A 21,214-nucleotide genomic window follows, 5' to 3' on the forward strand; every position below is an offset into this window, starting at 1 on the left:
CACCACGGGATTGAAGCATTGTCATTTTCCGAAAGCCGGTGACCACCTTTCGGGACGATGCACTAACCCCACAATTCGGGCAGCGGCGGATAGACCGTGCTGCCCTCGTAGCGCAGGGCCGGCTCCCGGTCCTGGGCGAGCAGCAGCGGCCCGTCGAGATCGACATACCCTGCGTGGTGGGCGAGCAGCATGGCCGGCGCCATGGCCAGCGACGAGCCGACCATGCAGCCGACCATGATCTCGAAGCCCCGTGCTCGCGCCTCGTGCGCGAGCTTCAGTGCCTCGGTCAGCCCGCCGGCCTTGTCGAGCTTGATGTTGATCGCGTCGTAGCGCTTGGCCAGCGCATCGAGCCCGGCGCGGTCGTGCAGGCTCTCGTCGGCGCAGATCGGGATCGTGCGGTCGATCTCGGCGAGCAACTCATCCTCGCCCGCCGGGAGGGGCTGCTCGATCAGGCCGACGCCCGCTGCTGTGCAAGCCGCGAGGTTGTCGTGGATCGTCTCAGGGCGCCACGCCTCGTTGGCATCGACGATCAGGCGTGAATCCGGCGCGCCGCGGCGCACGGCGGCGATCCGCTCGGGGTCGCCCTCGCCGCCGAGCTTCACCTTCAAGAGCGGACGGTGCGACGCCGCGCGGGCCGCTTCCTCCATCGCCTCGGGATCGCCGAGGCTCAGAGTGTACGCAGTGGTGACGGGCCCCGGCGCGGCGACGCCCGCGAGTTCGTAGGCGGGCGTGCCGGTGCGTTTCGCCTCGAAATCCCACAGGGCGCAGTCGAGGGCGTTGCGGGCCGCGCCCGGCTTCATCCGCCCGGCAAGATCGAAACGTCCTCCCCCGCTGGCGATCCATTCGGCCTGCTCTTCGAGCACGGCAGCGACATTCTCGACCGTCTCGCCATAACGGGCATAGGGCACGCACTCACCCCGGCCGCGAAACGGACCGGCCTCGAGCGTCGCGACGACGACGACCGCCTCGGTCCGGCTGCCGCGGGAGATCGTGAACGATCCGGCGATGGGGAAGCGCTCGACGGAAACGGTCAGACGCGGCATCGGCAACGCTCCCTCAGGCCGGAAACTCGGTGGCGATGCGATCGACGATCCCCTCGACACCGAAGCGTACGGGATCGGTCGCGTGAAGGCCGTGCGTGGACTCCGCCTCGCTCAGGAGCGCGCGCGCCTGCGAGGCGTCGAGCGCCTGCGTGTTCACGGCGATACCGACTGGGCGGATGCCCGGATTGGTCAGAGAGCCGCAGCGGATGGTCAGGTCGATGACCTCCTGGATCGTCGGCAGGCTCGCATCGACGCCCCGCATGCGCGTGCGGGTCGGCTCGTGGCAGATCACGAAGGCATCGGCCTGCGCGCCGTGCAGCAGACCGAGGCTGACGCCGGCGAAGGAGGGGTGGAACAGCGAGCCTTGCCCCTCGATCAAATCCCAATGATTCGGCTCGGCCGCCGGCGAGACCCATTCGACGGCGCCGGATATGAAATCGGCCACAACCGCATCGATCGCCACACCCCGGCCGGAGATGAACACCCCGGTCTGGCCGGTGGCGCGGAAATCGGCGTCGAAGCCGCGCTCGCGCATGCCGCGTTCGAGAGCAAGCGCCGTATACTTCTTGCCGACGGAGCAATCGGTGCCGACCGTGAGCAGGCGACGCCCCGGCCGCTTCGTGCCCTTGCCGGTGGGGAAGGTCTCGGTGGTGTGGCGGACGTCGTGCAGGGCGCGGCCGCTGCGCTTTGCCGCTTCGGCGATCTGCCGGATCGAGCCGAGCCGCACGTGCAGCCCGCTCGCCACGTCGAGCCCGGCATCGAGCGCGGCAACGATCTCCTCGACCCAGTGATCGGGTAGCACGCCGCCCGCGTTGACGACGCCGACGACCATGGTCTTGCAGCCCTTGGCGACCGCCTCGTCCAGCGTCAGGTCGAAGATGTCGAGATCGGCGGCGCAGCCCTCCATCCGGAGCTGGCCGACGCACCATTCCGGCCGCCAGTCGTTGATGCCGTAGGCGGTCTTGGCGGCGAGCCGGTCGGGCACGTCGCCGAGAAACATCAGGTAGGGCGTGGCGATCTGCATGGGCGATGGTCCCGTCCGGAGCGAAGCTCCGCCTGAGAACGCGTCTATGCGCGATCCGTGCCCGATGCGCGAGGCATGACTGCAAAAGCGTTGCAGCCATACTTCATCATGTTGATGCTCCCGACGTGGTCCTTGACCAGGGTCTTGCCTATTCCTCGATCCGCCGCACCGCCCCCTTGGCGGCGCTGGTGGCGAGCATGGCGTAGGCGCGCAGCGCCGTGCTGACCTTGCGCTTGCGGGGCGCGGCCGGACGCCAGCCTTGCGTCTCGCGGGCGGCGCGGCGCTCGGCGAGCACCGCCTCATCGACGGCAAGGTGGATGCGCCGATTCGGGATGTCGATCTCGATCCGGTCGCCCTGCTCCACGAGGCCGATCAGACCGCCCTCGGCGGCTTCCGGCGAGACGTGGCCGATGGACAGGCCGGAGGAGCCGCCGGAGAAGCGGCCGTCGGTGACCAGTGCGCAGGCTTTGCCGAGGCCCTTCGATTTCAGGTAGCTGGTCGGGTAGAGCATCTCCTGCATGCCGGGGCCGCCGCGGGGACCTTCGTAGCGGATCAGCACGACCTCGCCGGCCTTCACCCGGCCGTTGAGGATGGCATCCACCGACGCATCCTGGCTCTCGAACACGTGGGCGGTTCCGGTGAAGGTGAGGATCGAGGCATCGACGCCGGCCGTCTTCACGATGCAGCCGTCCTCGGCGAGGTTGCCGTAGAGCACGGCCAGCCCGCCATCCTTCGAATAGGCGTGGTCGGCCGCACGGATGACGCCGGCCTCGCGGTCGAGGTCGAGTTCATCCCAGCGCGAGGCTTGGCTGAAGGCGACCTGGGTCGGCACGCCGCCGGGCGCGGCGCGGAAGAAAGTCTGGACCGCCTCGCTCTGGGTCTTCTTGACGTCCCAGCGGTCGAGCGCCGCGCCGAGCGTGCCCGATCCGACATTGCCGACGGAGCGGTCGATCAGACCGGCGCGGTCGAGTTCGCCGAGGATGCCCATGATGCCGCCGGCCCGGTGCACGTCCTCCATGTGGACGTTCGCGACCGCCGGGGCGACCTTGCACAGCACCGGAACGCGGCGCGACAGCCGGTCGATATCGGCCATGGTGAAGGGCACCTCGCCCTCGTGCGCGGCGGCGAGCAGGTGCAGCACCGTGTTGGTCGAGCCGCCCATGGCGATGTCGAGCGTCATCGCGTTCTCGAAGGCGGCCATCGTCGCGATCGCACGCGGCAGGACGCTGGCGTCGTCCTGCTCGTAGTGGCGGCGGGCGAGATCGACGATGAGGTGGCCCGCCTCGACGAACAGGCGCTTGCGGTCGGCGTGAGTCGCGAGCGTCGAGCCGTTGCCGGGCAACGAGAGGCCCAGCGCCTCGGTGAGGCAGTTCATGGAATTGGCCGTGAACATGCCCGAGCACGAGCCGCAGGTCGGGCAGGCCGAGCGCTCGATGACGGCCACATCCTCGTCCGACACCCGGTCGTCGGCCGCCGCCACCATGGCGTCGACGAGGTCGAACTTGCGGGTGACGCCGTTCATCACGACCTTGCCCGCCTCCATCGGCCCGCCGGAGACGAAGACCGCCGGGATGTTGAGGCGGAGCGCCGCCATCAGCATGCCGGGGGTGATCTTGTCGCAATTCGAGATGCAGACCATGGCGTCGGCGCAATGCGCGTTGACCATGTACTCGACCGAGTCCGCGATCAGCTCGCGCGACGGCAGCGAGTAGAGCATCCCGTCATGGCCCATGGCGATGCCGTCATCGACCGCGATGGTGTTGAACTCCTTCGCGACGCCGCCCGCCTGCTCGATCTCGCGGGCCACGAGCTGACCGAGATCCTTCAGGTGGACGTGGCCGGGCACGAACTGCGTGAACGAATTCACCACCGCGATGATCGGCTTGCCGAAATCCGAATCCTTCATGCCCGTGGCGCGCCACAGGCCGCGGGCGCCGGCCATGTTACGGCCGTGTGTGGTGGTGCGGGAGCGGTAAGCAGGCATTCTTTCGGGACTTTGCGAATCCGACCGGCCCTTCGACCGGTCATCCAAAACACGCCCTCATCCTGAGGTGCAGAGCGAAGCGGAGCCTCGAAGGAGGCTTCCAGGGATCGCACGCCTTATGGAGCCCTCCTTCGAGGCCGCTTCGCGGCACCTCAGGATGAGGGGATTGGGCGGGACGAGCGCCGGTTACACCACCGCGGCGTGCTGCGCGTGCAGCCGCACGGAGGCCGCCGAGAGCTTGTTGAGTGCCGACAGATACGCCTTGGCCGAGGCGACCAGCGTGTCCGGGTCGGCGCCCCGCGCCGTGACCGAGCGCTCCCCGGCCTTCAGGCGGACCGAGACTTCGGCCTGCGCGTCGGTTCCCTCGGTCACGGCGTGGACCTGATAGAGTTCGAGCACTGCGTCGTGCGGCACGATCTCGTGGATCGCGTTGAAGACCGCATCGACCGGGCCATTGCCGTCGGCCTCCGCGGTAAAGACGCGGCCGTCCATCTCGATCTTCATCGTCGCGCGCTGCGGGCCCCGCGTGCCGGCGATCACCGACAGGGAGACGAGCTTGATGCGGTCGTGGGCGGTGGCGAGCTTCTCATCCACCAGCGCCTCGATATCCTCGTCGTAGACGTGCTTCTTGCGGTCGGCCAACGCCTTGAAGCGCTCGAACACGTCCTGGAACTGGTTGTCGGACAACGAGATGCCGAGTTCGCCGAGTTTCGACTTGAACGCGGCGCGCCCCGAATGCTTACCCATCACCAGCGAGGTCTTGGCGAGACCGACGGAGGCCGGGGTCATGATCTCGTAGGTCTCGGAATGCTTGAGCATGCCGTCCTGGTGGATGCCGCTCTCGTGGGCGAAGGCGTTCCGGCCGACGATGGCCTTGTTGTACTGCACGGGGAAGTTCGCCGCGTGGCTGACGAGCTTCGAGGCGCGGGTCAGCATCGTCGAGTCGATGCCGGTGTCGTAGGGCATCACGTCGGCGCGGGTGCGGATCGCCATGACGATCTCTTCGAGCGCCGCATTGCCGGCGCGCTCGCCGATGCCGTTGACCGTACACTCGATCTGCCGGGCTCCGCCCTCCAGGCCGGCGAGGGAGTTCGCCACCGCCAGCCCGAGATCGTTGTGGCAATGCACGGAGAAGATCGCCTTGTCGGCGTTCGGGACGCGCTCGCGGACTTGGCGGAACATCGCGCCGTATTCCTGCGGCGTGGCGTAACCCACCGTGTCGGGCAGGTTGATGGTGGTGGCGCCCGAGCGGATCGCCGCCTCCACACAGCGGCAGAGGTAGTCGATGTCGGTACGGGTCGCGTCCATGGCCGACCACTCCACGTCCTCGACGAGGTCACGGGCCTGGGCCACGGTCTTGAGGATGATCTCGATCACCTCATCCTGCGTCTTGCGCATCTGGTGGGCGAGGTGGATCGCCGAGGTCGAGACGAAAGTGTGGATGCGGCCGCGCTCGGCGTGCCGCACCGCCTCGCCGGCCCGGGCGATGTCGGCGGGTATGGCACGGGCAAGGCCGGCCACGGTCGCCCGCTTGGTGCGCCGCGCGATCTCGCAGACGGCCTCGAAGTCGCCGTTCGAGGCGATGGGGAAGCCCGCCTCGATGATGTCGACGCCCATGCCGTCGAGCAGTTCGGCCACCGCCAGCTTCTCGTCGAGCGTCATGGTGGCGCCGGGGCATTGCTCGCCGTCGCGCAACGTCGTGTCGAAGATGACGACGCGGTCCTTCGCGCTCTGAGTGGTGTTCGCCATGGGTCTTCGTTCCTCGCAGCCGGCGCGCTCGACACTGTGGGAGCGGCGCCGAAAAAAGCCTGTCTTCCGGTCGATGGGCGGCGTCCCCTGAGAGCCCAGGCGATCACGCCCGGACGGCCCTCAGGGGCGGCTAAGAAGCAGGCCTACGAGAATGAGCGCGCACGACGAAGCGGCCGCGAGAGCGGCGCCATCGTTCGTCTGCGCAGGGCGGCCAGGGGCCACGCTCGATTCTCCTCAAGAGGCTGACTCGCGGTAAGACCGTCACGAGACCAGGGTGGCGGTATGTACCGATTGGCGGGGATCGTGACAAGCACATGCCAGGGGATCGCTTGCAAGCGATCGCCCTGAATTCTCTGCGGGCCTCGGTCGCCGGCGCCGGCCTCCGCGGGCTTATGCTTCCGCTCCGCTCGATACTGTCCGGGGCTCACGCCCCGAAGAGCCCGCTCCGCGCGGCGCTCTTCGCGCCGTGAAGCCGCGCAAGCGGCTTCGGACAAATGGCACTGTACCGCGTCTGTCCGACGATTGACCGGCCCATGCCCGAAGGGCACAAACCGCCAGCCAAGCTTGGCTGCAGCGAACCTGCTCTCGCAACCGGAGAGACCCGTCGTGCCCGCGCCGCTTCCCCGTGCCATCTCCCTCCTCCTCCTCGGCTGCGCCTTGAGTGCCTGCCAGTCGAGCGCGCCGCCTCCGGTCGCGGCCGTAGCCGCGGCACCGGCTGTCACCGCTCTGCCAACCGGCGCCGGTTGCGGCCCGACCATCGCCCGGACTCAGGCCATCGTTACGGGCGACGTGAAGACCGGCGATTTGTCCGCGGCCGTCGGCACGCGCTTCAGCGCCGACCTGGACAAGGCGGCGGGTGCCTGTGCCGCCGGCCGCGAGGGCGAGGCGACGAGCCTGCTCGCGGCGGCCAAGGCGCGTTACGGCTACCGGTAAAAGCCGTGCTTTCAGGCGGGAAAGATGCTTGCGAGATAGGCCTGAACGAAGCCCGGCATCCGGGCGGCGTCGATGTCGGCGCGCGAACGGGCGATAACGCTGCGGGCGAGTTCCGGCTCGTCCTCGTGGCCGCGATGCGCTTCGATCCGGGTCTTCAGCGTCTCGGCCGAGCCGTCGAACTGGACCGGGCGCAGGAAGGCGAGTTGGCCGTCGCCGCGCAGCAGCACCCATTCCTCCGCCGCCCCCTCGGGAAGCGTCAGGCCGGTTTCCTCCAAAAGCTCGCGCGCGGCGCTGCCCGCGAGATCGACCGTGCCGTCGTCGCGCAGGTCGCCGGGATCGGGCGTACCGCAGGGGAAGTAGATCTGGCCGGCATTGGCGGTGTGGGCGCCCATCACGCCGAGCAGGACCGCCCCGTCACGGCTGTGCGGAACGATCGCCGCGAAGGCGTTGGCCACAAGCGCGTCGGGCACGCCCGCATCGCGGAAGGCGAGGAAGCGCGAGTAGCGCACCTCGAACAGGCTCGCCTCGCAGGCGCCGTCCGCGAGAGTGCAGCCGCTGGCGAGATAGACCGGCCCGTCGAACAGGCCCGGGGTGTCCACCCGTCGGCGCTCCCAGTTGCGGTCGATCGCCTCGGCGTTGTCACGCGCCCAGGCCCAATCGTGCTCGACGCGCCGCGCCGAGACCCGCTCCAGCGGCGTGAGGCTGAAACCGGGTGCGGCCTCGCCCGCGATCTCAATCGACACGCAGCACGCCCTCGCTGACCACCACGGCCTGCCCGCCGATCTCGACGGAACGCAGGGCGCCCTCCGCGATGACGACCTGAAGGTCGATCGTGCTCGGCCGCCCCATGGCGACGCCCTGGCGGATGGTCACGTCGTGGGTGCCCTCGCCCAGCGGCTCGAACTGCATCAACACGCCGGCGAAGGCCGCCGCGGCGCTGCCCGTCGCCGGGTCTTCCGCGACGCCGAGATGGGGCGCGAACATCCGCGCTTGATAGCTCTGCCCAAGGCCCTCCGCGTCAACGGCGTAGAGGTAGAGCGCGTCGGGCTCGGCATGTCGGAACAAGCGCTCGAACCGGGCAGTATCGAGCCGGGCCTGCGCCAGCGCCTCGCCGGAGGCCAGCGGCACGAAGGTGAAGGCGGGGCCGGCCCCGTGGCGACTCGGCTGATGGCGGTGGAAGCCGAGATCACCAGGCTTCAGTCCCAGGGCGGCCGCCAGGGCATCGTTGGCCGGGGCCTCGCCGAGATAGGTCGGCAGAACCGGCAGCTTGAAGCGCGCACGGCCGCTTTTACCATCCTCCGCCGCCTCGACCACGCAGGAGACGATGCCGATCTCTTCCTCGATGCCGAAGGCAGCGGCATCCGCCAGCGCCACCGCCTGCCGCTCGGCCCGGTCGCGGAGAACGAGCAGCACCGCGGTGCCGACGGTCGGATGGCCGGCGAAGGGCAGTTCGCGGGCCGGCGTGAAGATGCGCAGACGGGCCCGGTGGCGCGGCTCGGCCGGCGGCAGGACGAACACCGTTTCCGACAGGTTGAACTCGCCGGCGATCGCCTGCATCGCCTCGGCGCTGAGCCCCTCGCTGTCGAGCACCACCGCGAGCGGATTTCCGGCCAGCGGCGTGTCGGTGAACACGTCGAGGGTGGCGAAGCGGCGGTCCGGCATCATGACTCCTTTTTGAAGATTCAGACGATCTCGACGGGGAAGGCCGCGCTCGGCGCGACGAATTCTTCCTGCGCCTCAACGGTCAGCAGCTCTTCCGAACCGGCCTCCGCGGTCCGGCGTAGCAGGCCGTGGATCGAGGCCGCCGCCATGCCGAGCGCCAGGGCCGCCGAGCCGGTGCGCAGGTAATGCACGAGATAGAGCGCTGCGACCGCATCGCCCGCGCCCGAGACCGCTTTCAGGTCGAGGCGGGGCGTGCGCACCCGCCAGAACGAGCCGCCCTCGGCCGCCATCATGTCGATTGCGTCCGGCGGCGTTTCGGCAGTGACGAGCGAGGTGACGAGCAGGACGCGGGGCCCGAGCGCCTGCACCGAGGCAGCCGCGCGTTTGGCCGCCTCCAGCGTGTCGCTCGGCGCATCCGAGATGAGATCGAGTTCGAACTGATTCGGGGTGAGGATGTCGGCCGCCGGAACGGCCTGCGAGCGCATGAAGTCGGCGATGCCGGGGCGGACATAGACGCCGGAATAGGTGTCGCCGATCACCGGATCGCAGCAATAGAGCGCCGCGCGGTTGGCCGCCCGCACGGCGGCGACCGTCCGCAGGATCGCGGTGCCGATATCGGCCGAGCCCATATAGCCGGAGAGCACCGCGTCGCATTCCTTCAACGCGCCGCGCTCGGCGACGCCCTGCACCACCTCCTCCACCGCCGGCCCGTCGAAGACGCGCCCGCGCCATTGCCCGTAGCCGGTATGGTTGGAGAACTGCACCGTGTGCACCGGCCAGACCTCGACCCCGAGCCGCTGCATCGGGAACACGGCGGACGAATTGCCCACATGGCCGTAGGCGACATGCGACTGGATCGACAGAACCTTCATGGTGCTCCGGTATCCGCTCCTGAAACCTGATAACCCAGCGGGACTCTGCGCGCATCCGATCGGTGCGGCAGCGCGTTACGGCTCGGCCGAACAGGGCCAATCTTCCGGAGTGAGTATGGATTTCGACGCCGCCCGCCAGTCCATCCTCACCTTCCTCGAAACCTACAAGGCCTGGGCTCCTGTCGTGACGGGGGTGATCGCCTTCTGCGAATCGCTGGCCGTTCTGTCGCTGCTGGTGCCGGCCACGGCGATCCTGCTCGGCATCGGCGCCCTGATCGGCAGCAGCGGCCTCCCGTTCTGGCCCCTGGTCATCGGGGCCGGCATCGGCGCGGGACTGGGGGATTGGGTCTCCTACGAGGTCGGCTTCTACTACAAGGACGGAATCAAGCGCCTCTGGCCGATGAGCCGGCACCCAGAAATGACGGCCAAGGCCGAAGCCTTCCTGCGCCGTTGGGGGGCGGGAGCGATCGTCATCGGCCGCTTCATCGGCCCGGCGCGGGCGGTGGTGCCGCTGGTCGCGGGGAGTTTCGGCCTCGCCCGCATCCCGTTCCAGCTCGCGAATTGGAGTTCGGCCTTCGTCTGGGCCTTCGTGCTGCTCGCCCCCGGCGCGGGCCTGCTGACATGGCTGCATTACTGACGCGCCATGCGACGCTTCCCGCCCGAACGCATCGTCTGCCTCACCGAGGAGACCGTCGAGACACTTTATCTGCTGGGCGAGGATCGCCGCATCGTCGGCGTCTCGGGCTACGCCGTGCGCCCGCCGCAGGTGCGCCGGGAGAAGCCGCGTGTCTCGGCCTTCACCAGTGCCGACCTGCCGAAGATTCTCGCCCTCGAACCAGACCTCGTTCTCGCCTTTTCCGACCTCCAGGCCGAGATCGTCGCCAGCCTCGCCCGCGCCGGCGTCGCGGTCCACCTGTTCAACCAGCGCGATGTCGCCGGCTGCCTTGCGATGATCCGCACCGTCGGCGCCCTCGTCGGCGCGGCGGAGCGTGCCGAGGCGCTGGCGCGGTCCTACGAGGCGCATCTCGCGGAGGTCGCCGCCGAGAACGCGGGGCGCGGACGGCCGAAGGTCTATTTCGAGGAGTGGGACGAGCCGATGATCTCCGGCATCGGCTGGGTCTCCGACCTGATCGGTTATGCCGGCGGGCAGGACGTGTTTCCGGATTTGAGCCGCGCCCAGGCAGCCAAGGACCGGATCGTCACCGCGGATCAGGTGATCGCGGCCGCGCCCGACGTGATTCTCGCCTCCTGGTGCGGCAAGCGCGTCAACATGGAGCGCATCCGCGCTCGGCCGGGCTGGGACGCCATTCCCGCCGTTGCGGAGGGGCGCATCCACGAGATCAAGTCGCCGCTGATCCTCCAGCCGGGCCCGGCGGCGCTGACGGACGGGTTCGCAGCGATCCGGGCGGCTTTGGCCGTGCGGCAAAGCGGCCGGTGACACCGACGTGATCCCACTGGCAGGATGCGCGGACTCGATTCGGCCGCATCCGCAAGCCAGCAGCCCGGCATGTCCACAGCCCTCGCCCACATCGTTCTTCCGCCCGACCGGCGCCAGTCGCCGACCGCGCTGAACATCCAGCGCGGCGTGCGGCGCCTGCTTGCCGAGATGGGCTGCGTGAGCCTGCCGGAATTCTCGCTCGCCAACGGGCGCCGGGCCGACGTGATCGCGCTCTGCGGCGCGGGCCGCCTCACCATCGTCGAGATCAAGTCGAGCGTCGCCGACTTTCGCGCCGACCGGAAATGGCCGGATTACCGCGACTATTGCGACCGCTTCTTCTTCGCGATCCCCGAAACCGTGCCGGAGTCGCTGATCCCGGAGGAATGCGGCCTCATCGTCGCCGATTCCTTCGGCGCCGCGATCCTGCGCGAGCCGCCGGAGCATCCGCTGAGCCCGGCCCGGCGCAAGTCCGTCACCCTACGCTTCGCCCACTCCGCCGCCGGCCTCCTGCACGCCTTGGCCGATCCCGGCGCGATCAGGGAGGGGGCGCTGTAGCGCTCGGACTCAGGCCGGCCGGTCGATCGCGTTTCGAACGAAGGCGATGCGCTCGGCGATCCGTGCGAGAGGTAGGGTCACCAGTTCGTAGCCGAGTTCTGTGTAGATCCGCGCCATCGTGTGACCCGTGGCCTCCGCCTCCTCGGCGGATTGCCGACGCTCGTTGTCCTGCGAAAAGATGTCTGGCCAGAAGGGCGCGAGGAAGACACGGCGATGATAGCGGCACCGCTCGGCGGCTTCTCTCATCACGGGCGGGACCGGAAGGCCGCAGAGCGTGAGGTAACCGATCACGTCCGGGAGCCCACGGTCGAACAGGACAGGCCCCCGAAGCGCGCCAGCTGCGCGGTAGGCGTCGAGGTCGCGCCGGAACATGTGCTCGGCGAAGGCCGAGCGGTCGGCCCAGGGCAGGGCCGTGCCGCCGATGGCGACCTGATCCCGGATGATCGCCCTGCCCGCCTCAGGAACATGGGCAAGGCCGTCATCCGCCAGGGCTTTAACGAGCGAGGTCTTGCCGGAGCCGGGACCGCCGGTGACGACGAAGAAACGGCTTGTCATTCCGGAGACAGACGAGGATCGGCTGATGTATCGCCGCCTTCGGCGATGACGGTCGCCGAGCGGTCCTTCATCGCGTGGAGCACGAACACCCGGATGGCCGAAGACAGGTTGCGCGCGCCGCGCTCGGAATCGATGGCGCCGATCAGCGCCTGCACCGATTGTCCGCGCCCCTGCGCGATCTCTTGAAGTGCGCCCCAAAACTCCGCTTCCAGCGAAACGCTGGTGCGGTGGCCTGCGATCATGACGGAGCGTTTCGCGTTCTCCCGCAGAGGCGCGCGCGTCATTCCTTGTCGGGATCGGCGAGGCGGTGGCCCTCGTGGCGGGACTGCTCGATCGCCTTGCGCGTCTCGGCCAGCGTCTTCGCCTTTTTCGGCCGGCCGAACAGGATGCGGTTCTCCGCGGCCTTGGCCTCTTTCGCCGCCTTCTCACGGTCCTTGCGCACCTGGCGCAGGTTGATGATCTCGGCCACCGTGTCAGCCCTCCGGACGACCCGGCGCGGAAGGTCCGCGCCGGGAAGCGAACCTAGCGCTTATTCCGCGCTCGGCGCCAGCATGGTTTCGGGGCGCACAACCCGCTCGAACTCCTCGTCCGTGACGTAGCCGAGCCGCAGCGCCTCCTCCTTGAGGGTGGTGCCGTTCTTGTGCGCGGTCTTGGCGATCTCGGCAGCCTTGTCGTAGCCGATCGACGGGGCGAGTGCGGTCACCAGCATGAGCGAGCGGCTCATCAGGTCGCTGATTCGGTCAGTGTTGGCCTTGATGCCGACGACGCAATTGTCGGTGAAGCTGACCGAGGCGTCGGCCAGGATTCGCACCGATTGCAGCACCGCGTTGGCGATCACCGGCTTGAAGACGTTGAGCTCGAAATGTCCCTGTGAGCCGGCAAAGCTCACCGTGGTGCCGTTGCCGACCACCTGCGCGCAGACCATCGTCAGCGCCTCGCACTGGGTCGGGTTGACCTTGCCCGGCATGATCGAGGAGCCGGGCTCGTTCTCCGGCAGCGACAATTCGCCGAGGCCCGAGCGCGGGCCCGAGCCGAGCAGGCGGATGTCGTTGGCGATCTTGAACAGGCCCGAGGCCAGAGCCGTCAGTGCGCCCTGGAGGAAGACGAGCGCGTCGTGGGTGGCGAGCGCCTCGAACTTGTTTTCGGCCGAGGTGAAGGGCAGCCCGGTCAGTTCCGCGACCTTGGCCGCGAAGCGATCCGCGAATTCCGGATGCGCGTTGAGGCCGGTGCCGACGGCCGTGCCGCCCTGGGCCAGGGCCAGGACGCCGGGGAGCGTGGCGGCGATGCGCGCGCCGCCGAGAGCGACCTGCGCGGCGTAGCCGGAGAATTCCTGGCCGAGCGAGACCGGCGTCGCATCCTGAAGGTGGGTGCGGCCGATCTTGACGATGCTCTCGAACTCCTTCGCCTTGGCGTCGAGCGCGGTGTGAAGGTGGGAGAGCGCCGGCAGCAGCCGCTCCCGAACCTCGCGGGCGACCGCGATGTGCATGGCGGTGGGGAAGGTGTCGTTCGAGGACTGGCCGCGGTTGCAATGGTCATTGGGGTGGACCGGCGACTTGCCGCCGCGCTTGCCCCCGAGCCGCTCGTTGGCGAGGCTCGCAATCACCTCGTTGGCGTTCATGTTGGACTGCGTGCCCGAGCCCGTCTGCCACACCACCAGCGGGAACTCGTCGTCGTGCCGTCCGGCGACGACTTCGGCAGCGGATTCGGCGATCGCGTCGGCGACCTTCGGGTCGAGGCCACCGAGATCCTTGTTCACCAGCGCGGCGGCCTGCTTGACGATGCCGAGCGCGTGCACGAGCGGCGCCGGCTGGCGCTCGGTGCCGATCTTGAAGTTCTGGATCGAGCGCTGCGTCTGGGCGCCCCAGTAGCGGTGGGCGGGCACCTCGATCGGGCCGAAGGTGTCGGACTCGGTGCGCGTCTCGACGGAAGGGTTCTCGTGCGGCGACATCGTGGCCTCTTCGTTGGCTCGGATGCGGCCCTACTTAACGAAGCACGATGACAAGCGCGATGCCGGCCCGGAATGGGGGATGACGCATCGCGCACTCCGTTACCGCCGAGGTTGTTCGCCTGCCGATGCTGGATACGCTGCCCCTCGCGCCTTCGACGGCCACGCCGCTCTTCCGGCCCAAGGTGCCGCCACCGCTCACGCAGCCGCTCGGTCTCTTCGCCTTCCTGAAGAAGGTGCGTGAGAACCCGATCGCTACCTGGATGGATGCGCATTTCGAGGAATTCGTCGTTGCGGGCGAGACGGCGATGGGGCGCATCACCGTCGTGAGCGATCCGGCCCTGGTGCGCTACCTGCTGGTCGAGCGAGCCGCCTACTACCGCAAGGACGACCTGCAGAAGCGCGTGCTGGCGCCCGGCCTCGGCGACGGCCTGCTGACGGCCGAGGGCGACGAATGGCGGCTGCAGCGGCGCACGCTGGCGCCGATCTTCTCGGCGCGCCACGTCGCCGGTTTCGTCGCGCAGATGGATGCCGCCGGGGCGCGGCTCGGCCGGCGGCTGGCCCGGCGCGACGGTGCCACGGTCGATGTCGCGCTCGAGATGACCCGCGCCACGCTCGACGTGCTGGAGCGGACGATCTTTACGCAGGGTTTGCCCGGCGATCCCGATGCGCTCGGGCGCGCCATCACCCGGCTGCTCGAATCGATCGGGCCGATCGACCCGCTCGACGTGTTCGGCTTCCCCGCCTTCGTGCCGCGGCTCGGCCGCCTGCGGGCCCGGCCGGCGCTACGGTTCTTCGCCGAGGTGGTCGATACGCTCCTCGACGAGCGCAAGGCAGCGCTCGCCCGCGGCGAAGCGCCTCATGATCTGATGACGCTGCTGCTCGCGGCTCAGGATCCGGAGACCGGTCGCGGCCTCACCGACCTCGAGGTGAAAGCCAACATCGTCACCTTCATCGCCGCTGGCCACGAGACAACGGCCAACGCCCTGACCTGGGCGCTCTATTGCCTTTCCCAGGACGAGGCGGCGCGTGAGCGCGTCGAGGCGGAGGTCGATGGCGCCGCAGGCGAGGACGGCGCGTTGCAACTCGACCGGTTGCCCTTCACCAAGGCGGTGATGGAGGAGACGATGCGGCTGTTCCCGCCGGTGCCGTTCCTCAGCCGCCAAGCGCTCCGCGAGGACCGGATCGGGCGGGTAAAGATTCCCCGCAACTCGACCGTCATCATCGCGCCCTGGGTGATGCACCGGCACCGCAAGCTGTGGGACGAGCCGGACGCCTTCATCCCCGAGCGCTTCCTCGGGGAGCGGCGCGACCGCGTCGAGCGATTCGCTTACCTGCCGTTCGGGGCAGGCCCGCGGGTCTGCATCGGCCAGAGCTTTTCGGTGCAGGAGGCGACGCTGGTGCTCGCCCATGTGGCGCGCGCCGTGCGTCTCACATTGCCCGTGGATCACCCGCCGGTCACGCCGCTCCACCGCGTGACGCTGCGGCCGAAGGATGGGCTGCGGATGCTGGCGCAGCGGCGCGCCTGACGCGCAGGACCGCCCCCATGGAGGGGCGGTCGCGGGAAAAATCAGTTCTTCTTGCGGAAGGCGTCGAGACTGACGACCTCGGCGGTGCCGTCGCGCTCGGTCTTCTCGGCAGCCTCGGGCTTGGCCTCGCTGCCGTCCTCGGGCTTGTTGTCCGGCTTGAGATCCGTCTTTAACTTACCCGCGGCAGGAAGGGCCGGAACGATCTTCGGACCATTCTGCACCGTGGCGAGACCCGTGCTCTTCGGCTTGATCTCGGCGGGCTCTGAGCCTGCCCCGCGCGGACCGGCCTTCACAGGAGCACTCGGCCGGGCCTCCTCCGCCTGATCGCCCTCGGCACCCTCGTTGAGATCGAACTTGAGGCCGAACTGAACCGACGGATCGAAGAAGCCGGACAGGGCGTCGAACGGGATCAGCAGGCGCTCCGGCACGCCTGAAAAGGACAGCCCGACCTCGAAGCTGTGCTCGGTCACGCCGAGATCCCAGAACTGGTGCTGCAGGACGATCGTCATGTCCTGCGGGTACTTCTCGCGCAGGCGCTGCGACATGCGCACGCCCGGCGCCTCGGTGCGGAACGAAATGTAGAAGTGATGCTCGCCCGACAGCCCTTCACGCGCGGCGTCGGTCAGCACCTTGCGCACGACACCGCGCAGGGCGTCCTGAACCAGGAGATCGTAACGGATCAGATCTTCGGCCATCGGCGCTCGCTTCACCGGTCACGGCCGGGATTGGGCTGCGCCGGGTCGTGGAAATTGAGTGGAGGTTTCTGTTGCCAGGTACCTCCGAACCCCGCCTATGCGGTGCTACCCGCTAGGACTTTAGGTCGGTTTTTGGCACCGCTTACGCGGCGACAGCCACCGGAGCAAAGTTGTCGTTGGCAACTATTGCAAAGGCCCGATAACGGCGGAACCATGCCGAGCGAAAGTGCTCCCTTTACGCCCTCGTCGATCCTATTTCGCCCCCGCCGGAACCCAACACGCTGAGGCCGTGCGGCCATCGGTCCTGGGTTCGGGTGGAGGCGCCGGGTACCGCCCCCGGGTCCGATAGGTTTATTTCGAAGAACGTTTATCGCCATAGCCGGCCTTGCGACCGGCAAAGCGAATATAGAGAGGCCGACGGCGGTTTTGAAGAGCGATCTGCGCTCAGACCCGCTCCGCGTTGCGAGCGTGGCTGATATGCCGCCCGCCACCGCCGACGCGCGCCCGTCGAAGCCGCCGCTCGCCCCGCTCGCGGCAGGGGCTTCATGGTTCGGTCGGGTGCTGCTGCTTATCGCGGTCCCGCTCGCCATCCTGCTTCTCGCGAGCGGGCTTGCCATCCTCATCGTGCGCGTCGGCGGCGACCTGCGGCTCGGCATCGACCCCCTCACGAGCGCCGCCGCGCGTCCGCGCCTGCCCTTGTCGGAGGTGACGGGACGCGGCGTCATGATGGACGCCCTGCGGCAGGTGCTGATGGCCGGGCTCGTGATCGGGCTCGCCGCCTGGGCCGGCGGCGGCGCGTGGCGCCAGCGGCTCGGACTGACCCGCCCCCTCGAACCACGCCGACCGATGCGGCGGCTCTGGTTGCTGTTTCCCCTCTGGCCCCTGATCCACATCGCCTGGGTGACGACCACGGCGGCGGCACTTCAGATGAGCTTCGGCAGCGGGGTGCGCCTGTCGCCCTTCCTGAGCCCGGTGATGCTCGGCCTGTGGTTCGCCTTCGTCGTGGTGCTGGCCCCTGTCGCGGAGGAGTTGCTGCTGCGGGGCGAGACCTTCGCCCAGGCTAACACCTTCCTCGGACCGGCGGGAACAATCGTGGCGACCGCACTCCTATTCTGTCTCGCCCATGTCTCCCTCGATCCGGGCGCGAAGAGCGCGCTCGCCCGGCCGCTCACCCTGCTGCCGCTGGCGCTCACCCTCGGCTGGCTTCGCTGGCGCACCGGCCGGCTCTGGCCCTGCATCCTGCTCCACGGTTGGAGCAATTTCTGTCTGCTGGCCTACCAGCTCGGGCCGAGCCTCCTGCGATAGCCCTCGATCCCGCGTAACCAAGACAAGGGGAAAGGCGGGACGGCGGGCAGGCCCGACTCGACATCCGCCGGGGCAGTTGCCAGACCTGAGGGGCCATGCGCGCCTATCACGATCTGCTCACCCGCATCCTGTCAGAGGGCGTCCGCAAGGAGGACCGCACCGGCACGGGCACGCTCTCGGTGTTTGGCCACCAGATGCGGTTCGATCTGGCGGACGGCTTTCCCCTGGTGACGACGAAGCAGCTCCACCTGCGCTCGATCATTCACGAATTGCTGTGGTTCCTGAAGGGCGACACCAACGTCGCCTACCTCAAGGCGAACGGCGTCACGATCTGGGACGAGTGGGCCGACGCGAACGGCGATCTCGGCCCTGTCTACGGCAAGCAGTGGCGCTCCTGGGCCAAGCCCGACGGCGGCACCGTCGATCAGATCGCCTGGATTCTCGACGAGATCGCCCGAAACCCGGATTCGCGCCGCCTGATCGTCTCGGCCTGGAATCCGGCCGACCTCGACCGGATGGCGCTCGCCCCCTGCCATTGCCTGTTCCAGTTCTACGTGGCGGACGGGCGCCTCTCCTGCCAGCTCTATCAGCGCTCGGCCGACGCCTTCCTCGGCGTGCCGTTCAACATCGCGAGCTACGCCCTGCTCACCGCGATGATGGCGCAGGTGACGGGGCTCAAGGCCGGCGACTTCGTCCACACCTTCGGTGATGCGCATCTCTACGCCAACCATCTGGAGCAGACCCGCCTCCAGCTCTCGCGCGAACCGCGCGCCCTGCCCCGGCTGCGGTTGAACCCGGAGGTGCGCTCTCTGTTCGACTTCCGCTTCGAGGACATCGTGATCGAAGGCTACGAACCGCATCCCGCGATCAAGGCGCCGGTGGCGGTGTGATGGATCGACCCCGCATCTCCCTGATCGCGGCGGTCGCCCGCAACGGCGTGATCGGCCGCGATAACAGCCTCGTTTGGCGGCTCTCGAGCGACCTCAAGCGCTTCAAGGCGCTCACCATGGGCAAGCCGATCCTGATGGGGCGCAAGACCTGGGATTCGATCGGCCGCCCCTTGCCCGGACGGCGCAGTCTGGTCATCACCCGCGATCGCACCCTCGCCCTTCCCGACGCCACCGTCGTGCGCGACTGGGACGAGGCACTTGCCGCGGCCGGAGGCGACGAGCTGATGGTGGTGGGCGGCGCCGAGATCTACCGGCTCGCCCTGCCCCATGCCGACCGGCTGCATCTCACCGAAGTCGATGCGGCGCCGGAGGGCGATGCGTACTTTCCGCCTTTCGACCGGGATCTCTTCCGTGAGACGCTGCGCGAGGCGCACGGCCCCGGCGAGCGCGACGAGTTCGCGTTTCAATTCGTGGACTTGGAACGGTCGGGCAGCCGTTGACCCACCATCAGGCGCTTTGGCCGCAGGGGCGGAAAGAGTTTCGTGGCACGAACGACCGTTGCGGTTGACGCGGTGTGGGCCCACCTGCCAGCCTTGACAGGACTGCGCGGCGCCACTCAGGTGCGCAGCGTCCGCGCGGCACCGCAAACGCGTTCTGGCGCTTGGGAAAACCGGCTTTTCCCGCCCCATAACGGGGCGACGGATCGAGTTTAGGGCAAGGGTCATCCGCATCCGCGGGGACCGGCTTCAGCAGGAGTTCACGTCGAGAATGCCTTGGAGCAATCAGAGCGGCGGCGGAGGTGGTCCCTGGGGCCGTCCCGGCGGCGGCGGCGGCGGTAACGGCGGCGGCCCCTGGGGTGGCGGGGGTGGCGGCAAGACGCCCCCGGATCTCGAGGATCTGCTCCGGCGCGGCCAGGATCGACTCCGCGGCGTCATGCCGGGCGGAGGCTTCGGCGGCGGCAAGGGAATCCTCGTCGCGGCAGGCTTGGTGCTCAGCGCGTGGCTGCTGACCGGGTTCTACATCGTGAAGCCGAACGAAGTCGGCATCAACACGGTCTTCGGACGCTACACCAGCCAGTCCGGCGAGGGCCTGCGCTACAACTTCCCCTATCCGATCGGCTCCGTGCAGAAGCCCAACGTCGGCATCGTGAACTCGATTCCGATCGGCTACATGGCCGCCGGCAACACGACGCGTCAGCGCGACGTGCCGGAAGAGAGCCTGATGCTCACCGGTGACGAAAACATCGTCGATATCGATTTCGAGGTGCAGTGGCGCGTCAACCCGCTCAAGGCGGAGGACTACGTCTTCAACCTCGCCAACCCGGATGGGACGATCAAGGCCATCGCCGAAAGCGCAATGCGCGAGGTGATCGGCCGCCGCAACATCCAGGCGATCCTGACCAACGAGCAGTCCAGCATCGCTCAGGAGGTCAAGGAGATCGTCCAGAGTGCCCTCGACGAGTACGGCGCGGGCGTGCGGATCGAGGTCGTGCAGCTCACCAGCGTCACCCCTCCCCCGGAGGTGCGGCCCGCCTTCATCGATGTGAACGCAGCGCAGCAATACGCACAGCAGGTACGTAACGAGGCCGAGACCTATGCCAGCCGCGTGACGCCGGAAGCCCGAGGCAATGCCAGCAAGGTTATGCAGGCGGCCGAGGCCTACAAGTCCCAGGCGACCTCGGAGGCGACCGGTCAGGCGTCGCGCTTCCGTCAGGTCTACGACTCCTACAAGGTCGCGCCCGAGGTCATCCGCGAGCGGATCTTCCTCGAGACGATGGAGCGCGTGCTCGGCTCCGTGAACAAGGTCATCATCGATCAGAACGGGGGCGTGGCCGGTGCCAACGCTGCGGGCGTGCTGCCGGTGCTGCCTCTGATGGAGAATGGGCGGACGCAGACGAACGGAGCGACGGGCCGATGAACAATCCAGCCATTCGGACCGGCCTGGTCATCCTCGCGGCGGCAGCCGCGATCGGCCTCTACGCCTCCGTCTTCACCGTCGGGCAGATGCAGCAGGCGCTCGTACTTCAGCTCGGCCGCGTGCGCGACGTGCTGAACCCCGTCGGCCAGAACAAGCCCGGCCTGTACTTCAAGGTGCCGTTCACCGACAGTGTCGTCCTGTTCGACAAGCGGGTGCTGGATCTCGACCTTCCGGTTCAGACCCTGCTCACCGCCGACCGGCAGAACCTCGAAGTGGACGCCTTCGTCCGCTACCGGATCATCGATCCGCTCAAGTTCTACCAGGCGGCGGGGACGATCGCCCTGGCCAACCAGCGTCTGGCGAGCTTCACCAACTCTGCGCTCCGCAACGTCCTGGCCCGGACCAGCCGTGACGCCATCGTGCGGACCGAGCGCGCCGAGCTGATGAACACGATCCAGGAGGACGTGAACAAGCAGGCCAAGAGTCTCGGCATCGAAATCGTCGATCTGCGCATGACCCGTGTCGACCTTCCCGCCAAAAACAGCCAAGCGGTCTACGATCGCATGACGTCGGAGCGGAAGAAGGAGGCGACCGACATTCGCGCCAACGGCGATCAGGCGGCGACGCTGATCCGCGCCAAGGCCGACCGCGACGTCGTCGTGATCCTGGCAGAGGCCAATCAGAAGCAGGAAGAACTGCGCGGTGAGGGCGACGCGGAGAGAAACCGCATCCTCGCCGAGGCGTTCAGCCAGGATGCCAACTTCTTCGCCTTCTACCGCTCGATGCAGGCTTACGAGCAGGCGCTGAAGGGGCAGGACACCCGGCTCGTGGTGAGTCCGAACTCGGACTTCTTCCGCTTCTTCAACGATCCGCAGGGGCGCCGGCCGCAGGGTGCCCGCAACGGCGGCGCCGAGCCGACGGCGTCTGGCGCCGGCGCCACCACAGGCACGGTGCGCTGAACGATCTGCGACCGATACGACCATCGCGGCCGGCACCCTTGATCGGGGTGCCGGCCGCTGAATTTATAGGTGTCTCTCACCAAACGCCCGCCGCTCAGCTCTGACCGAAGGGGAAACGATCGGGGATCGGGCGTTTCGTGAGGCACACAACCGGCCTGA

General features: G+C 68.4%; 22 protein-coding genes and 1 other RNA gene. 10 read left to right on the plus strand and 13 right to left on the minus strand.

Annotation, left to right across the window (positions count from 1 at the left end; genetic code table 11):
• Positions 1 to 62 precede the first annotated feature (62 nt).
• From dgcA to J2W78_RS15615, 4 genes are all read right to left on the minus strand, one after another.
• Complete coding sequence (dgcA, locus tag J2W78_RS15600) at positions 63 to 1,043, minus strand: N-acetyl-D-Glu racemase DgcA (protein ID WP_253371943.1); 981 nt, start codon at positions 1,041 to 1,043, stop codon at positions 63 to 65.
• Between the two features lie 13 nt (positions 1,044 to 1,056).
• Positions 1,057 to 2,067, minus strand: a complete 1,011-nt coding sequence (gene dgcN, locus J2W78_RS15605) for an N-acetyltransferase DgcN (protein WP_253371945.1) — start codon at positions 2,065 to 2,067, stop codon at positions 1,057 to 1,059.
• Positions 2,068 to 2,215: 148 nt separating this feature from the next.
• Positions 2,216 to 4,051, minus strand: a complete 1,836-nt coding sequence (gene ilvD / locus J2W78_RS15610) for a dihydroxy-acid dehydratase (protein ID WP_253371947.1) — start codon at positions 4,049 to 4,051, stop codon at positions 2,216 to 2,218.
• 186 nt (positions 4,052 to 4,237) lie between these two features.
• The gene (locus tag J2W78_RS15615) at positions 4,238 to 5,800 is read right to left on the minus strand and encodes a 2-isopropylmalate synthase (RefSeq protein WP_253371949.1); all 1,563 of its coding nucleotides are present in this window, start codon (positions 5,798 to 5,800) and stop codon (positions 4,238 to 4,240) included.
• A 606-nt stretch (positions 5,801 to 6,406) separates the two neighbouring features.
• Between J2W78_RS15615 and J2W78_RS15620 the strand changes: the two genes are divergently transcribed.
• A complete protein-coding gene (locus tag J2W78_RS15620; RefSeq protein ID WP_253371951.1) occupies positions 6,407 to 6,733 on the plus strand; it encodes a hypothetical protein in 327 nt (108 codons plus the stop codon).
• 11 nt (positions 6,734 to 6,744) lie between these two features.
• Here the strand turns inward: J2W78_RS15620 and J2W78_RS15625 are convergent, their stop codons facing one another.
• From J2W78_RS15625 to pdxY, 3 genes are read right to left on the minus strand one after another with little or no spacing between them, the layout of a single operon-like run.
• The gene (locus tag J2W78_RS15625; RefSeq protein ID WP_253371953.1) at positions 6,745 to 7,476 is read right to left on the minus strand and encodes an NUDIX hydrolase; all 732 of its coding nucleotides are present in this window, start codon (positions 7,474 to 7,476) and stop codon (positions 6,745 to 6,747) included.
• A complete protein-coding gene (locus tag J2W78_RS15630; protein ID WP_253371955.1) occupies positions 7,466 to 8,395 on the minus strand; it encodes a PhzF family phenazine biosynthesis protein in 930 nt (309 codons plus the stop codon). The genes J2W78_RS15625 and J2W78_RS15630 overlap by 11 nt, the downstream gene beginning before the upstream one ends.
• Positions 8,396 to 8,415: 20 nt before the next feature.
• On the minus strand, positions 8,416 to 9,267 hold the full coding sequence (gene pdxY / locus J2W78_RS15635; RefSeq protein ID WP_253371956.1) for a pyridoxal kinase PdxY: 852 nt from the start codon (positions 9,265 to 9,267) through the stop codon (positions 8,416 to 8,418).
• 115 nt (positions 9,268 to 9,382) lie between these two features.
• Here pdxY and J2W78_RS15640 point away from each other — a divergent pair, with 115 nt between their 5' ends.
• From J2W78_RS15640 to J2W78_RS15650, 3 genes are all read left to right on the plus strand, one after another.
• On the plus strand, positions 9,383 to 9,904 hold the full coding sequence (locus J2W78_RS15640) for a DedA family protein (protein ID WP_253371958.1): 522 nt from the start codon (positions 9,383 to 9,385) through the stop codon (positions 9,902 to 9,904).
• 6 nt (positions 9,905 to 9,910) lie between these two features.
• The gene (locus J2W78_RS15645; protein ID WP_253371960.1) at positions 9,911 to 10,705 is read left to right on the plus strand and encodes a cobalamin-binding protein; all 795 of its coding nucleotides are present in this window, start codon (positions 9,911 to 9,913) and stop codon (positions 10,703 to 10,705) included.
• A 69-nt stretch (positions 10,706 to 10,774) separates the two neighbouring features.
• Entirely contained in the window at positions 10,775 to 11,260 is a 486-nt protein-coding gene (locus J2W78_RS15650) for an MmcB family DNA repair protein (RefSeq protein ID WP_253371962.1), read from the plus strand.
• A gap of 9 nt (positions 11,261 to 11,269) precedes the next feature.
• Here the strand turns inward: J2W78_RS15650 and J2W78_RS15655 are convergent, their stop codons facing one another.
• From J2W78_RS15655 to fumC, 4 genes are read right to left on the minus strand one after another with little or no spacing between them, the layout of a single operon-like run.
• A complete protein-coding gene (locus J2W78_RS15655) occupies positions 11,270 to 11,815 on the minus strand; it encodes an AAA family ATPase (protein WP_253371964.1) in 546 nt (181 codons plus the stop codon).
• Positions 11,812 to 12,099, minus strand: coding sequence for a ribbon-helix-helix domain-containing protein (locus J2W78_RS15660; protein ID WP_253371966.1), 288 nt, complete (start codon positions 12,097 to 12,099; stop codon positions 11,812 to 11,814). The genes J2W78_RS15655 and J2W78_RS15660 overlap by 4 nt, the downstream gene beginning before the upstream one ends.
• Positions 12,096 to 12,284 carry a DUF4169 family protein gene (locus J2W78_RS15665; protein ID WP_003597777.1) on the minus strand — a complete coding sequence of 63 codons (189 nt, stop codon included), beginning with the start codon at positions 12,282 to 12,284 and terminating at the stop codon, positions 12,096 to 12,098. Before J2W78_RS15665 ends, J2W78_RS15660 begins: the two co-directional genes overlap by 4 nt.
• A 60-nt stretch (positions 12,285 to 12,344) precedes the next feature.
• Entirely contained in the window at positions 12,345 to 13,763 is a 1,419-nt protein-coding gene (gene fumC / locus J2W78_RS15670) for a class II fumarate hydratase (protein ID WP_253371968.1), read from the minus strand.
• 125 nt (positions 13,764 to 13,888) lie between these two features.
• On the opposite strand from fumC, the gene J2W78_RS15675 reads away from it, so the two are divergent.
• Entirely contained in the window at positions 13,889 to 15,289 is a 1,401-nt protein-coding gene (locus J2W78_RS15675) for a cytochrome P450 (protein ID WP_253371970.1), read from the plus strand.
• 41 nt (positions 15,290 to 15,330) lie between these two features.
• Here the strand turns inward: J2W78_RS15675 and J2W78_RS15680 are convergent, their stop codons facing one another.
• Both J2W78_RS15680 and ssrA read right to left on the minus strand, forming a co-directional pair.
• The gene (locus J2W78_RS15680; RefSeq protein ID WP_253371973.1) at positions 15,331 to 15,984 is read right to left on the minus strand and encodes an SspB family protein; all 654 of its coding nucleotides are present in this window, start codon (positions 15,982 to 15,984) and stop codon (positions 15,331 to 15,333) included.
• Between the two features lie 57 nt (positions 15,985 to 16,041).
• Positions 16,042 to 16,419, minus strand: a transfer-messenger RNA (tmRNA) gene (ssrA, locus tag J2W78_RS15685).
• Between the two features lie 42 nt (positions 16,420 to 16,461).
• On the opposite strand from ssrA, the gene J2W78_RS15690 reads away from it, so the two are divergent.
• The 5 genes from J2W78_RS15690 (at position 16,462) to hflC (ending at position 21,055) form a co-directional block, all read left to right on the plus strand.
• The gene (locus J2W78_RS15690; protein WP_253371974.1) at positions 16,462 to 17,289 is read left to right on the plus strand and encodes a CPBP family intramembrane glutamic endopeptidase; all 828 of its coding nucleotides are present in this window, start codon (positions 16,462 to 16,464) and stop codon (positions 17,287 to 17,289) included.
• Positions 17,290 to 17,384: 95 nt separating this feature from the next.
• Complete coding sequence (locus tag J2W78_RS15695) at positions 17,385 to 18,179, plus strand: thymidylate synthase (RefSeq protein WP_253371976.1); 795 nt, start codon at positions 17,385 to 17,387, stop codon at positions 18,177 to 18,179.
• Positions 18,179 to 18,679: a dihydrofolate reductase gene (locus tag J2W78_RS15700; protein ID WP_253371978.1), complete on the plus strand. Its 501-nt coding sequence runs from the start codon at positions 18,179 to 18,181 to the stop codon at positions 18,677 to 18,679. Before J2W78_RS15695 ends, J2W78_RS15700 begins: the two co-directional genes overlap by 1 nt.
• A gap of 268 nt (positions 18,680 to 18,947) precedes the next feature.
• The gene (gene hflK, locus J2W78_RS15705) at positions 18,948 to 20,096 is read left to right on the plus strand and encodes an FtsH protease activity modulator HflK (protein ID WP_253371980.1); all 1,149 of its coding nucleotides are present in this window, start codon (positions 18,948 to 18,950) and stop codon (positions 20,094 to 20,096) included.
• Positions 20,093 to 21,055, plus strand: a complete 963-nt coding sequence (hflC, locus tag J2W78_RS15710; RefSeq protein ID WP_253371982.1) for a protease modulator HflC — start codon at positions 20,093 to 20,095, stop codon at positions 21,053 to 21,055. Before hflK ends, hflC begins: the two co-directional genes overlap by 4 nt.
• The last annotated feature ends 159 nt before the right edge of the window (positions 21,056 to 21,214 follow it).

Origin of the sequence: Methylorubrum extorquens (assembly GCF_024169925.1) — a bacterium.
In the GTDB taxonomy this organism is placed as follows: Bacteria; Pseudomonadota; Alphaproteobacteria; order Rhizobiales; family Beijerinckiaceae; genus Methylobacterium; species Methylobacterium extorquens_A.